This is a genomic window from Ruminococcus sp. AM26-12LB (genome assembly GCF_003480785.1).
Classification (GTDB): Bacteria; Bacillota; Clostridia; order Lachnospirales; family Lachnospiraceae; genus Blautia_A; species Blautia_A fusiformis.
The window spans coordinates 1-14856 of the sequence record NZ_QUJX01000021.1 but is presented as its reverse complement, the minus strand read 5'-3'; the positions used below and the strand labels follow the sequence as shown (position 1 = coordinate 14856).

Here is a 14856-nt window from a genome sequence, read left to right as displayed (position 1 = left end):
CAGGCCTGCGGGAGTTTTTCACAAAATCTGGCCCCCTACGGCGGTTACTGCGGATTTTTTCTATAAATATATTTATAAAAACCACAAATTGTTCAGAAAGGGAGTTATACACACTATGAAAATCATCTGCTCCAAATCAAGTCTGTTAAAAAGTGTAAGTATCGCACTCAAAGCAGTTCCATCAAAAACCACAATGCCAATCCTGGAATGTATTCTCATGGATGCAACCACAAACCAGATCAAATTTACCACCAACGATATGGAGCTGGGAATTGAAACCATCGTTGAGGGTACTATTGAAGAAAAAGGTAAAGTTGCTCTTGATGCAAAAATCTTCTATGAAATCATCAGACGACTTCCGGATAATGATGTTACCATTAAGACCGATGATAAATATGCAGCAACCATTACCTGTGAAAAAGCAAAATTCAATATCCCTGGAAAATCAGGAGAAGATTTTGCTTATTTGCCGATGATCGAGAAGGATGAACCGCTGACGATCTCTCAGTACACACTGAAAGAAATGATCCGCCAGACTATTTTTTCGATTGCTGTGAATGAAAACAATAAGCTTATGACCGGTGAACTTTTTGAGATCAAAAATAACTGTCTGAAGGTAGTTTCTCTGGACGGACATCGTATCTCTATCCGCAAAATGTCTCTTAAGAAAGATTATTCTGACCGTAAGGTGGTAGTTCCGGGCAAAACTTTAAGCGAGGTCAGCAAGATCCTTTCCGGAGAAGTGGATGATCAGGTCAGCATTTACTTTACAAAAAACCATATTTTATTTGAATTTGATCAGACTATGGTAGTTTCCAGACTAATCGAGGGAGAATATTTCAGAATTGACCAGATGCTTTCCAGTGATTATGAGACAAAACTGAAGATCAACAAAAAAGAGTTCCTGGATTGTATCGACCGTGCCACACTTCTGGTACGTGAGGTTGATAAAAAACCGATCATCATCAACATCACAGACGATGATATGGAGCTGCGCATTGATTCTGCAATGGGTTCCATGAATGAGGAGATCGATATTGAAAAAGAGGGTAAGGATATCATGATCGGCTTCAACCCGAAATTCCTGATCGATGCGCTTCGTGTTATTGATGATGAAACCGTGACGATCTATCTTGTAAATCCGAAGGCCCCGTGCTTTATCCGTGACGATGAGGAGAACTATACTTACCTGATCCTTCCTGTAAACATCAATCAGAATCAGGCCAGATAAGACCTGGGGTAATGTGACCGTTTTTGACCGATTGTGCATGGGAATGCGATCGTGTTCTGAGAATTGTTTCATGCGTAAACTGCTGGAAGGGGGTATTTAAATTACCGCCTTCCGGTGAAATTTGTATTTTGGGGAATTTTAAATACCCCCAGAAGATCAGAAAAGATCGATCTGACGGAGAAAATACCCCGGAGATAAGAGGAGAAAAAATTGGAGATCAGAATTAAAGACGAATTTATCAAGCTTGGTCAGGCGCTGAAGCTGGCCGGTGTTGTGGAGGACGGCGTTGAGGCGAAATATGCCATCAATGATGGTCTGGTACTGGTGAACGGTGAGGTGGAGAACCGCCGTGGCCGCAAGATCCATCCTGGAGATACCATTTCCTACGATGGAAAAGATATTTATGTGATCGGGTGAAGGAATGTACATTGAATCCATCAGACTGAATAATTTCAGGAATTATGAGTCGCTGGAGATGAATTTTGATCAGGGCACCAATATTCTCTACGGTGACAATGCCCAGGGAAAGACCAATATCCTGGAGGCGGTTTATCTGGCAGGTACCAGCAAATCCCACAAGGGAAGCAAGGACCGGGAGATGATCCGCTTTGAGAATGAGGAATCCCATATCCGAATGATGGTGAAGAAGGGCGATCTTTCATACAAAATAGACATGCACCTCCGGAAAAACAAAGCAAAGGGAGTTGCCATCAACGGGCTGCCGATCCGCAAGGCAAGGGAGCTGCTGGGGGTGGTGAATCTGGTGTTTTTTTCTCCGGAGGATCTTAATATTATCAAGAATGGACCGGGAGAGAGAAGACGTTTTCTGGATTCGGAGCTTTGTCAGCTGGATGGTGTTTATATCACGGAGCTGGCCGGCTACAATCACATCGTGAACCAGAGAAACCGTCTTCTCAAAGACTGTTATATGAACCCCGGGCTGAAAGGTACCCTGGATGTCTGGGATATGCAGATGGTCGATTACGGAAAGAAGATCATCGGGAAGCGGGAAGCCTTTGTGGAGGAGCTTAACGAGATCGCAAGGGGGCTTCATAAAGGGCTTACCGGCGGGATCGAGGAGCTGGAGATCCTTTACGAGCCAAGTGTGACGGCGGCCGAGTTTGAGGATAAGCTTTCCAGGAACCGGGAGCGGGATCTTCGGATGAAGCTGACCTCCGTGGGACCGCACAGAGATGATTTCTGCGTAAAGGTCAACGGGATCGACATCCGGAGGTATGGTTCCCAGGGGCAGCAGAGGACTGCGGCCCTTTCCCTGAAGCTTTCGGAGATCTATCTGGTGAAGAAAAAAATCCGGGATACACCGGTTCTTCTGCTGGATGATGTTCTTTCGGAGCTGGATAGCAGCAGGCAGACATATCTGCTGGAAAGCATCCACGATATACAGACTCTAATCACCTGTACAGGACTGGATGATTTTGTCAGCCATCAGTTCAAGATCAACAGGGTTTTTCAGGTGGTAAAGGGGCATGTTTATATGCCTAAAGGGTTTTGACAAGCCCGTATGCATATGGTAAACTGATTCTGATTATGGAAAGTTGGTGAATATTTTGGATAAAGAGGAGTTTCGCGTTAAGCTGGGACAGATCAATAAGCTGGTCGAGACCCAGGATTACAAAGGCGCCATGCAGATTGTGGACAGCATTGACTGGCGTCGTGTGAAAAACGTCCGTACCCTTTGTGTAGTGGGCGAGATCTACGCGGCCAACAAGCGCTATGAAGAGAGCAAGGAAATTTTTCTTCTTGCCTACCACAGAGCGCCGATCGGCAAGAACATACTTTACCGTCTGATCGAGGTTTCCCTGAAAATGGGACAGATCAGTGAAGCCACAGAATTCTTTGATGAATACAGAGAAGTGGCAGGTAATGATAACAGCCAGTATATACTGAAATATAAGATCGCCAGAGCGAAGAATGCATCTCTGAATGAACAGATCCGTATTCTTGAGGAATATAAGGAGAAGGAATTTACGGAGCGCTGGTCTTATGAGCTGGCCAAGCTCTATTACAAGGCAGGAGACAAGCAGAAGTGCCTGGATCTCTGCAATGAGATGATCCTTTGGTTCAATGACGGAACTTATGTGATGAAGGCCCTTGACCTGAAACAGCGGATGGGTGTTCTCACTGGCGAAGAGAAAGAGAAATACGAACAGCGTTTTATCCCGAAGCTGATCCCGCCGGAAAAGGCGCAGGAGATCAGGGAGAGTAAGGAAGCATCCGGCGAGTATGAGGAGGCAAAACCGGTCACAGATACTATCCAGGTAGATGATGAGCGGGATCTGAACAGTGCGGAGACATTCCAGGAGAAGCTTTCCAAGGGATTCCGTGATATCTTTGGCGGACATAAGAAATCTGCGGAAGAGGATATGGAGGAAAAAGAAGCTGCGCAGGATGAAGAGCCGGATGAGGTTTCCACAGGCTTTGAGGATGTGACGGAACAGACGGAAGCGCCGGAGGCTGAGACTGCTGCGGCAGCAGAACCGTCAGAGGAGTTTACAGATTCTGAGGAGATCGAAGCAGCAGAAGGAAGTGAGGAAGCTTCGGATGAGCCTTCTGAAGAGCAGGAAGAGTTTTCCGGACAGGAAGCGGATGAGATCCCGCTGGCATCCGGTGTTGAGAACCTGTCATCCGGAAGTATGAAGCTGCAGGCTCAGGAACAGCAGGATAAAGAGGAAGAAGAGACTTATCAGGAAGCGGAAGAAGCTGAGGCTGAGAAAGCTACAGAGATGTCTTTGTCCCAGAGTGTTGCAGAGATCATGAAGGAGAAGTCTGCCGGAAATGAGGAAAGTGAGGAGAAGCCTGCAGGGGTTCCGCTCAATGAGGAAGGCAAGCCTGATTTTTCCGCAACGATCCGTATGCCGGAGCTGAAGATCCCGAAGTCCATGATCAATGTGGACCCGGAGAATGCAAGCAGTTCCGCAGAGATCCCGGACGCGTCCGGAATTTTCGGAAGTATCGAGGATATTGCGGCATCTGTAGGTGACAGGTCCGGGAAGGATAAAGATAAGGACTTCAACCTGGAGGATACTATTCTGGCAGCAGCTACACAGCAGGGAATCGATATCCCGGAGGAAGAGAAATCTCCGGATGTCCAGCAGTCCGACGTAACGGAAGAGCCGGCAGGTATTGAGGATCTGGATATTGCGGCTGATGAATTTGTTCCGGAGGAGCCGGATGCGGCAGATATCGAGGATATCATGGCGCAGATCTCCGCTCAGCAGGAGGAAGAGGTAACGGAGACTTCCGATACCAGACTTCCGGATATCGTATTTGATGAAGATGAGGAGCCGGTTACTGAGGAGGATCTTCAGGCTGCAGAAGCAGAGTTTCTGAATGGTCCGTCAGGAGTACAGAAGCCGGTGGAAGAAGAGGATGTGCTTCCGGAGATTCCTTCACTGGAATCTGAGGAGCAGGTGCAGAAGGCGGCAGCAGAGCCTTCAGCGAAGCTTCATCATGAGGAACCGCTGGCTTCAGCGGAAGAGGAAAATCTTCTTGATGAGGAAGAAGAATACAGTGATGACGCCTTTGAATTCCAGGAAGAGGATGAGGATGACTTTATCAGCAGTCTCATCGGTGATGATTCTGATGAAGCCATGGAAGAGGACGATGAGGAAGAGGAGCTCAGCGAGGAAAAGCAGCTTGAGAAATTTATCGCTACGATCCATCCGGAAAAGGATCCTACAAAGATCGTTTCCAGAAAGAAAGAGCTCACAGATGAAGAGAAACAGCTTTTCACCTATTTTGTTACAGTTCCCGGAATGAAGGAACAGCTGCTTGATGTACTCTGCGATGTGCAGATGGGCGCAGCAGACAAGACCTCCCAGACCGGAAATGTGATCGTTATGGGCGGCAGAGAAACAGGTAAGACGAGACTGATCTCAAGTCTGATCCCGGCAATCTGTAAAGAGCTGAATATCGAGGCTTCCAAGGTTGCCTATATATTTGCGGATGATCTCAACGGAAAGGATATTCCGGAGATCGTATCCAAGCTTGCCGGCGGTTTCCTTGTTATCGAGGATGCAAACCAGCTTTCCCAGGAAACAGCAGATGAGCTTGAGGAAGCTATGACCGGAAACACAAAGGGAATGATCGTGATCCTGGAGGATGAAAAGATCGGTATGCGTAAGCTGATCGCAAGATATCCGAAGCTTGCGAAGAAGTTTACATCCATGATCAACATTCCTGTATTTACAAACGATGAACTTGTTAATTTCGCTAAGGTCTATACCATGGAGAATGGATTCCGTATCGACCAGATGGGCATGCTTGCTCTGTATAATCTGATCGGGATCAACCAGAAGGAGGATCAGCCGATGTGCATTGGTACTGTGAAGACCATGCTGGATAAGGCTATGGAGAGAGCTCAGAGCGGATTGTTCAAGCGTTCCAAGAAGCGTGTGGACCGTGATGGCTACACGGTACTTTTTGAAAAGGATTTCAGCTGAAAATAAGAAAAAGCAGAGGTAAAAAATATGGCCAGACCTTATCTTGGTAACCCGAAATATACCATTGAAGTCCTTCAAAAGTATCATTTTGTTTTCCAGAAAAGGTTTGGTCAGAATTTTCTGATCGACGAGCATGTTCTGGAAAAGATCATTGAGTCTTCGGGTATCACGAAGGATGATTTTATACTGGAGATCGGTCCGGGTATCGGAACTATGACCCAGTATCTTGCGGAGGCTGCCAGAGAGGTGGCTGCTGTGGAGATCGACAGTTCGCTGATCCCGATCCTTAAGGATACGTTGAAGGACTGGGATAATGTTTCCGTGATCAATAACGATATCTTGAAAACGGATATCAAAAAGATCGCAGATGAGAAAAACGGCGGTAAGCCTGTGAAGGTGGTTGCGAATCTGCCGTATTATATTACGACTCCGATCATCATGGGGCTTTTTGAGAAGAATGTTCCTGTGGATTCGATCACTGTCATGGTGCAGAAGGAGGTTGCAGACCGTATGCAGGTTGGTCCCGGTACCAAGGATTACGGTGCGCTTTCCCTGGCTGTGCAGTATTATGCGAAGCCGGAGATCGTTGCGAATGTACCGCCGAACTGTTTTATGCCGCGGCCGAAGGTTGGAAGTGCGGTGATCAAGCTGACGCGTTATGAGAAGCCGCCGGTGGATGTGAAGGATGAGGGGCTTATGTTCCGTCTGATCCGTGCATCTTTTAACCAGAGGAGAAAGACGCTTGTGAACGGGATCAGAAATTCCGGAGATTTTTCCCTGAGTAAGGAGGAGATCGAGGATGTGTTCAACAGGTGTGATCTTCCGCTGAATATCAGGGGTGAGGCGCTGACACTGGAGCAGTTTGCGATGCTTGCCAACTGTATTTATGATGAGAAAAATTAATATATGATAAATGCAAAAAGAGCCCGGGCAGCTGTTCCGGGTTCTTTTTGCGTTTCCGGACGGGAATGTTGGAGAGGTTTCCTGTCCGGACCTATATATTTGTCATAGAAAGGAGGTTATGTCTGAGGTGCCAGACATAAGTAATGAAAAATTTACATTTTTTATTTTACTGATGAGATGTTAGGAAAGTTTGTTTAAAATATGAAAATATTGTGAATATATTTTTGGCGATATACATAAAGTCTGAATGGTGTGGGTGGGAATGGGGAAAATTGAGGTTTACAGAGGGGTGGGTGTGTGTGGTATACTGAGGGGCGTCGAAAAGGTAATGATGAGGTAATAAAAAGGCAGTAAAAGATAGTTAAAAATAGTAAAAGGAAATTTTTAATAAGGGCTGGTGCCCGTATGGAGGTTGAATATTATGAGAAGATTGAACAAGGTTACAGCTTTGGTTATTGCGGGCGTTATTTCATGTACATCTCCGATGATGGTTATGGCGTCTGATTCCGGTTCTGTTATGAGTCAGGCGGAGGAGATCCTGAAGGATAATGAGGTTGGGTCTCTTGCTTCTGATCCGGATAAGGTTGGGGATATCATTGTTTATGTGAAGGGGCTTTTTGATTCTAACCAGATCACGGATGATGAGATTTCTCAGGGGATCGATGAGGCTGCGGATCATTTTGGGGTGAGTCTTAATGAGGATGATAAGAGTTCGCTGGTTAATATTATCAGTAAGTTCCGTGGGATCGAGATGAGTGATGATCAGATCAAGGGGTATGTGAGTGATGCTTATAGTACTTTGAAGGATATGGGTGTTACGAAGTCTGATGTGAAGAATATTTTTGAGAAGGCGATTGAGTTTATTAAGGGGATGCTTTCACGGCGGTGATGGTGTTTGGATGGAACTTTTGATGGAGATTTAGGACATGGAGTTTTTGTTAGAGGGTGAGGGTTGTGGCTCTTTTGTTGGGGTTGTTGTTGGTTTGTTTGGTTGAGATGTACAATATGTACAATGTTTAGGGGCTTGGTTTTGTTTGTGAATGTGGTGTTTTTATAAATTGGGGGAGGGTGTTTTTGAAAAAATTGTGCAAATGCGCTAATTGTTTACGAGATGTTCATTGTTTGTTCATATTTGTCTGGTAGTATAGGGATAGTTCGAAAGAACGTTACGAAAGACGCTGTAATGGTGTGTATCTGTATCATTACACATACAATTTTTTTCATAATAATCGCCCCGGTAAGCCACTACCGGGGCACTCCTCGTTTTTGGGCCTTTTTTGGGCTCTTTTTTTTGTGGGTGGGGAGGGACGGACGGACTGCCGGAGGGGCGGCTGCATGGTCGTGCCTGGTGCGGTCGTTTCGCCGGGTCATACTAAGCGTCTGAGTCTTCTGCCGTGCAGGGCGCCCCTCCGGCAGTCCGTCCTGTGCGTTGGAGAGAAACAAAAAGGATGCACTACAAAGAAATTCTGGAATCGTACTAAGTCCGTCCTGTACGTTGGAGAGAAATAAAGAAAGCATCAAGGTTGTGATAAATGGGCTGATCTAAGTCCGTCCTGTGCGTTGGAGAGAAACAAAGAAAGCATCAAGGGTGTGATAAATGGGCTGATCTGAGTCTGTCCTGTGCGTTGGAGAGAAATAAAGGGGTTAAGAAATTTCCAGTGCAAAAAATATAGCGCGGGTGGGGTGTGCATGCTATAATGATTAGGATTATAGTGCTGTCGTCTGGTTTGGGGCGGCGGTGGTTGGGTTTTTGTTTGAATGGGAGGTCTGGATATGGCGGAGTCTATGAAGGATTTTGAGAGGGAGCTGGAGGCTTCTTTTAAGAGGATCGATGAGGGGGATATTATCTCCGGGACTGTTGTGAGTGTGGATGAGTCGGGGGTTGTTCTTGACCTTAAGTTTTATGCTGAGGGTTTTATTCCGGTGGAGGAGTTTTCCCGGGTGCCGGGGTTTAATATTAAAGAGGCTGTTCAGCCGGGGGATGAGGTTCAGGCGATGGTTCTTCGCAGGGATGATGGTCAGGGGAATATTCTTCTTTCCAGAGCGGATGCTGCGGATGTGCTTGCCTGGGACAGGCTGAAGGAGCTTCAGGATTCGGGTGAGGTGCTGGATGTTGTTGTGAAGGGGATCGTTAACGGGGGTGCCATTGCTTATGTTGAGGGTGTCCGTGGTTTTATTCCGGCGTCGAGGCTTGCTTTGGAGTTTGTTGAGGACACTGAGGTGTTTCTGAATAAGCCGATCCAGGTGCGGGTGATCGAGGCTGATAAGGCGAAGAAGAGGCTGGTGCTTTCGGCGAGGGAGATTCTTCGTGAGAGGGCTGAGGTGGAGAAACGGAATAAGATTTCCAATATCCAGGTTGGCTTTGTGACTGAGGGTACGGTTGAGAGTTTGCAGCCGTATGGTGCTTTTGTGGAACTTGGGAACGGGGTTTCCGGGCTGGTGCATATTTCTCAGATCTGTGAGAAGAGGATCCGGAAGCCTTCTGAGGTTTTGAGTGTTGGGGATAAGGTTAAGGTGAAGGTTATCGCGATCAAGGATGGTAAGCTGAGCCTGAGTATTAAAGAGGCATCGGATCTGATGGCTAAGGAGGTTGAGGAGGAGTCTTTTGAGCTTCCGGAGTCGGGGGAAGAGGCTACTACTTCCCTGGGTGCTTTGTTTGCAAATATTAAATTATGATTATTTTGGATGAAAAAGGATGGATGTGTATGAAAAAACCGGAGAGAATATTTGTAATCGGACATAAGAATCCGGATACGGATTCCATCTGTTCGGCTATTGCTTATGCGGATATTAAGAACAGAACTACGCAGAATAAAAAATATATCCCGAAGAGAGCGGGGCAGATCAATGAGGAGACCAGGTATGTGCTGAACCGTTTTGGCGTACAGCCGCCGGCTTATCTGGGGAATATCGGTACGCAGGTCAAGGATATGGATATCCGGACCAGTCCGCAGGCGGATAAGAATATGTCGCTGAAGAATACCTGGGATCTGATGCAGGAGAACGGGATCGTTTCTCTTCCGATCCGGGATAAGGATGGGTGTCTGGAGGGGCTTGTGACGATTGGTGATATCGCAAAGACCTATATGGATACTACAGACAGTTATCTTCTTTCCAATGCGAGGACGCAGTATCAGAGAATTGCCGAGACTGTTGGCGGTGAAGTGGTGGAAGGTAACGGACACGGATATTTTGTGAAGGGGCGTGTGCTTGTCGGTACTGCCAACCCGAAGATGCTGGAGGGCTATGTTGAGGAGAATGATATGATCATCATGGGTGACCGTGAGGAGGATCATCTTCAGGCGATCAGCCAGAATGTCAGCTGTATCATCGTGGGTCTGAATATCGTGGTTTCCGAGAAGGTTGTAAAGCTTGCTCATGAGAAGAATATCGTGATCATCCGGTCTCCGTATGATACGTTTAATATTGCGCGTCTGATCAATCAGAGTATTCCGGTCAGATTTGTTATGAAGCGGGATAACATGGTTACGTTTAATACCGAGGATTTTACGGATGATATCCAGGATGTTATGATCAAAAACCGTCACAGGGCGTTTCCGGTGATCAATCCTCATGGTAAGTGTATCGGTACGATCTCCAGACGTAATTTTCTGGATATGCATAAAAAGAAAGTGGTTCTTGTGGATCATAATGAGGTGGATCAGGCTGTTGATAATATCGAGAAGGCGGAGATCCTTGAAATCATCGATCATCATAAGCTGGGTACCTTGCAGACTATGACGCCGGTTGCTTTTCGTAATGAGCCGGTGGGATGTACGGGCACGATCCTTTATGAGATCTACGGAGAGCAGAGACTGGAGATTCCGGAAAAGATCGCGGGGCTTCTCTGTGCTGCTATTATTTCGGATACATTGATGTTCCGTTCACCGACCTGTACGCAGACGGATAAGATCGCTGCCAGTGCTCTTGCGCTGATCGCGGGGATCAAGATCGAGGAGTTTGCCCGAGAGATGTTTTCTGCGGGAAGTAATCTGAAGGATAAGTCTCCGGAGGAGATTTTTTATCAGGATTACAAGAAGTTTATCGGTGAGGGTAATGTTTCCTTTGGTGTGGGTCAGATCAGTTCCATGGACAGCGAGGAGCTTAAGGAGATCAAGGAGAAGCTGATGCCGTTTATGGTGAGTGAGTGTGGCCGTCATGATATCACGAGAGTTTATTTTATGCTGACGAATATCCTGGAGGAGTCTACAGAGCTTCTGTTTTACGGGGAGGGCAGCCAGCAGATGGCGGAGATCGCTTTTGAGCGGAAACCGGATGGAGATACCTTCAGTTTGCCGGGTGTGGTTTCCAGAAAGAAGCAGCTGATCCCGGCTATGATGGAGGCTGCTCAGCTGATGAACAGCGATTATGCATAAGAGGTGACGGAAAATGGCGAAACAGTTATGGAAGCCGGGGAACATGATCTATCCGCTGCCGGCTGTAATGGTGAGTGTTACCGATGGTGAGGGAAACGATAATATCATAACGGTTGCGTGGACGGGTACGGTGTGTACCAATCCGGCGATGGCTTATATTTCTGTCCGACCTTCCCGTTATTCCTATGATATGATCCGGAAAACGGGTGAATTTGTGATCAATCTGACAACGGAGAAGCTGGCGTATGCAACGGATTTCTGCGGGGTCCGTTCGGGACGTGATGTGGACAAGTTCCAGAAGCTGAACCTTACGAAAGAGAAAGCGCAGTTTGTTTCTGCACCGATGATCGGGGAGGCTCCGGTTTCGATCGAGTGCAGGGTGCGTGAGGTGAAGGAGCTGGGGTCTCATGACATGTTTCTTGCGGATGTGCTTGCGGTCCATGCGGATGAAGCTTATATGGATAAAAACAACAGGTTTCGTCTTAATGATGCGGGTCTTCTGGTTTATTCCCATGGGGAGTATCTGGCGGGTGGCCGGAAGGTGGGAACCTTCGGCTACAGCGTAAAGAAGAAGCAGAAGAAGTTGGATAAGAAATCAGACAGGGAAGCAGAGATGGCAGGGATGGCAGAGAAGTTGAAGACGTCGGGGAAGGCAGAGATGTCAGGGAAGGTGAAGACGTCAGGAAAGCCAGGGATGTCAGGGAAGTTGAAGATGTCGGGAAAGCCAGGGACGTCAGGGAAGTTGAAGACGTCAGGAAAGCCAGGGATGTCAGGGAAGTTGAAGATGTCAGGAAAGCCAGGGATGTCAGGGAAGTTGAAGATGTCAGGAAAGCCAGGGATGTCAGGGAAATTAAAGACGTCGGGAAAGGCAGGGAGAGAGAAACGGTAGGTTCTCGGAGCTGTAAGGTTTATTGAGATTTGGCAGCTGTTATGCTAAAATGAAAGGATACAGTATGAATAATATTACACTGATAGGAATGCCTGGTGCGGGGAAGAGCAGCATCGGTGTCGTACTTGCGAAGGTACTTGGGTACCAGTTTATTGACTCAGATCTTCTGATCCAGAAGGCGGAGAAGAGGACTTTGAGTAAGATCATCGAGGATGAGGGTACGGAGGGCTTCAAGGCGATCGAGAATCGTGTGAATGCTTCGATCCAGGTGGAGAATACGGTGATCGCTACCGGTGGAAGTGTGGTTTACTGTGATGAGGCTATGCAGCATCTGAAGTCTGAGGGTGTTGTGGTGTATCTTAAGATCTCGCTGGAGCTTCTTTCCAGGCGTCTTGGTAATCTTAAGGGGCGTGGTGTTGTGCTCAAGGAGGGGCAGACGCTGGCGAGTCTTTATGATGAGCGTGTTCCTTTGTATGAGAAATATGCGGACATTGTGGTGGATGAAGAGGATAAGGATCTGGAGGGGAGTCTCCAGGTTGTGCTTGAGGCACTGAAGAACAGGGGAGATAAGGCGTAACTGTTGGCTTGTGGAAACGGTTTGCTGGAGTGTTTCGGGTCATGGGTTGTGACAGGTTTTCGTCATAAATTGTTTACAAATCTGAAATATGTGTTATAATATACAACTGACCTAAAAAACGGTATTGCGGAACGTTTGTTCCTGCAGTAAATTCAGAGAAAGTTTCTGCTCATAGAGGAGTAAATAATAGAGGTGTGTTATGGAACAGTATGTGATTAAAGGCGGCAATCCTCTGGTTGGAGAAGTGGATATTGCGGGTGCGAAGAATGCGGCGCTTGCGATATTGTCAGCAGCCATTATGACTGATGAAACTATATTGATCGAGAATCTGCCAGATGTTAGGGACATCAATGTTCTGCTTGAGGCGATCTCCGAGATCGGGGCTCAGGTTGAGCGTATTGATAAGTCTACTGTAAAGATCAACGGTTCTACTATCGGCAATCTCAGCGTGGATTATGAGTTTATCAAGAAGATCCGTGCTTCTTATTATCTTCTGGGTGCTTTGCTTGGTAAGTATAAGCATGCGGAGGTTCCGCTTCCGGGTGGATGTAATATCGGCAGCAGGCCGATCGACCAGCATTTGAAGGGTTTCCGTGCTCTTGGTGCGGATGTTGATATCTGTCATGGTGCTATTGTTGCCAAGGCGGAGAATCTGCATGGCAGCCATATTTTCCTGGATGTGGTTTCTGTTGGTGCTACTATTAATATTATGATGGCTGCTTCTATGGCGACTGGCCGTACGATCATTGAGAATGCTGCGAGGGAGCCGCATGTTGTTGATGTGGCGAATTTCCTGAACAGTATGGGGGCGAATATCAAGGGTGCCGGTACGGATGTGATCCGTATCCGTGGTGTTGAGACGCTTCATCGTACGGAGTATTCGATCATTCCGGACCAGATCGAGGCTGGTACGTTTATGTTTGCTGCTGCGGCTACTCGTGGTGATGTTACTGTTCGTAATGTTATTCCTAAGCATCTTGAGGCTACTACTGCTAAGCTTGAGGAGATCGGGTGTGAGGTTGAGGAGTTTGATGATGCGGTTCGTGTCCGTGCGCCGCATGTGCTTCATCGTACGCATGTGAAGACGTTGCCTTATCCTGGTTATCCTACGGATATGCAGCCGCAGATCGCGGTTACTTTGGCTTTGGCTGAGGGTACGAGTATTGTTACTGAGAGTATTTTTGAGAACCGGTTTAAGTATGCGGATGAGCTTTCCCGGATGGGTGCCAATATTAAGGTGGAGGGGAACTCTGCTATTATTGATGGTGTGAGGAAGCTTACGGGGGCGCGTGTGAGTGCGCCGGATCTTCGTGCGGGTGCTGCGCTTGTTATTGCGGGGCTGGCTGCTGAGGGTGTTACGGTTGTTGATGATATTGTTTATATCCAGCGTGGGTATGAGAATTTTGAGGAGAAGCTCAGGAGTCTTGGGGCTGAGATTGAGAGGGTTTCCAGTGAGAAGGAGATTCAGAAGTTTCGGCTGCGCGTTGGGTGATGGTTGGTGACAACTGGTAACGATTGATGATAATTGGATATTTGAGTTTTGGGAGAGTTCCTGGGTGTTTGGGCCTGGGGGCTCTTTTTTTGTGTGGGTGGGAGGAATGGGGGGAGGGACGAACGGACAGTCTGCCAGCGGGGCGGCTGCATGGTCGTGCCTGGTGCGGTCGTTTCGCCGGGTCATACTAATCGTCTGAGTCTTCTGCCGTGCAGGGCGCCCCATAACTCGCCATGTACGCTGATGCGTACCTGGCTCAGACAGATGGGGCTTACTCTGCGGCTTGTGGCCGCAGAGTACCTTCCCGTCAGAAGCCCCAGGCGCCAAGTATGACCAGCGGCTTACTCCGACGCACCGGGTCCCGACCATGCAGCCGTCCCGCTGGCAGTCTGTCCGTTCTGTTTTTTTGGGGGTGTGAGGGGTGGTGGTTTGCCGGAAGGGGATGAGCCATCAGCGCTGCGCTGGATGGCTGCAAAGGCTGAGTTTCCTTGTGGTTTGCCGGGAGGTGGTGTGGCATCGGCGCTGCGCTGGATGCGTTGTGGGGTGAGTTGACATCGGCGCTGTGGTGGATGCTGTGGGATGTGGTATTGGTGGTGTGGGGATGGCGGTTTTTGTCGAAGGGTTTTTGTTGACTTTTGCTGGTGGGATGGTTATACTGAAGGTACATATCTGGGAACATTCTGGGCCGTTCGGCTATCTGATCCCCATATGGTTGGTTGTATAAATATGGCGGGGAGGAGCCGGTTGGTTGTGTGAGGCTTTTTCTTTTGCCATCATAGTGAAAGGAGGAGTCTTATGCAGAGGAAGCGGCTTGAGGATATGAATCTTCTGGATGATTTTTTGTTTAATGCGGTGATGACGTTTCCTGGTATTGGTGAGAGGTTATTAACAGTTAAATATAAATTATAAAATCATATAAGTACAT

Annotated in this window: 11 protein-coding genes; all 11 read left to right on the top strand. The window is 47.6% G+C overall.

The features are described from left to right. Window positions 1–115 precede the first annotated feature (115 nt). The 11 genes from dnaN (at window position 116) to DW694_RS14520 (ending at window position 13931) form a co-directional block, all read left to right on the top strand. Entirely contained in the window at window positions 116–1231 is a 1116-nt protein-coding gene (gene dnaN, locus DW694_RS14570) for a DNA polymerase III subunit beta (protein ID WP_015526556.1), read from the top strand. 210 nt (window positions 1232–1441) lie between these two features. Then, the gene (locus DW694_RS14565) at window positions 1442–1648 is read left to right on the top strand and encodes an RNA-binding S4 domain-containing protein (protein WP_021650164.1); all 207 of its coding nucleotides are present in this window, start codon (window positions 1442–1444) and stop codon (window positions 1646–1648) included. Between the two features lie 4 nt (window positions 1649–1652). Next, a complete protein-coding gene (gene recF, locus DW694_RS14560) occupies window positions 1653–2744 on the top strand; it encodes a DNA replication/repair protein RecF (protein ID WP_118753239.1) in 1092 nt (363 codons plus the stop codon). A gap of 55 nt (window positions 2745–2799) precedes the next feature. Continuing rightward, on the top strand, window positions 2800–5694 hold the full coding sequence (locus tag DW694_RS14555; protein WP_147420736.1) for a hypothetical protein: 2895 nt from the start codon (window positions 2800–2802) through the stop codon (window positions 5692–5694). Window positions 5695–5721: 27 nt separating this feature from the next. Next, window positions 5722–6597 carry a 16S rRNA (adenine(1518)-N(6)/adenine(1519)-N(6))-dimethyltransferase RsmA gene (gene rsmA, locus DW694_RS14550; protein ID WP_015526558.1) on the top strand — a complete coding sequence of 292 codons (876 nt, stop codon included), beginning with the start codon at window positions 5722–5724 and terminating at the stop codon, window positions 6595–6597. 421 nt (window positions 6598–7018) lie between these two features. Continuing rightward, a complete protein-coding gene (locus tag DW694_RS14545; RefSeq protein WP_015526559.1) occupies window positions 7019–7486 on the top strand; it encodes a DUF1002 domain-containing protein in 468 nt (155 codons plus the stop codon). Window positions 7487–8370: 884 nt separating this feature from the next. Further along, window positions 8371–9273, top strand: a complete 903-nt coding sequence (locus DW694_RS14540; protein WP_015526560.1) for a S1 RNA-binding domain-containing protein — start codon at window positions 8371–8373, stop codon at window positions 9271–9273. 29 nt (window positions 9274–9302) lie between these two features. Then, window positions 9303–10973 (top strand): putative manganese-dependent inorganic diphosphatase, encoded by a 1671-nt coding sequence (locus DW694_RS14535; RefSeq protein ID WP_118753249.1) that lies wholly within the window; start codon window positions 9303–9305, stop codon window positions 10971–10973. 13 nt (window positions 10974–10986) lie between these two features. Beyond that, complete coding sequence (locus tag DW694_RS14530; protein WP_118753237.1) at window positions 10987–11862, top strand: flavin reductase family protein; 876 nt, start codon at window positions 10987–10989, stop codon at window positions 11860–11862. A gap of 64 nt (window positions 11863–11926) precedes the next feature. Then, window positions 11927–12439 carry a shikimate kinase gene (locus DW694_RS14525; RefSeq protein ID WP_059086952.1) on the top strand — a complete coding sequence of 171 codons (513 nt, stop codon included), beginning with the start codon at window positions 11927–11929 and terminating at the stop codon, window positions 12437–12439. 199 nt (window positions 12440–12638) lie between these two features. Then, on the top strand, window positions 12639–13931 hold the full coding sequence (locus DW694_RS14520) for a UDP-N-acetylglucosamine 1-carboxyvinyltransferase (protein ID WP_092073580.1): 1293 nt from the start codon (window positions 12639–12641) through the stop codon (window positions 13929–13931). The last annotated feature ends 925 nt before the right edge of the window (window positions 13932–14856 follow it).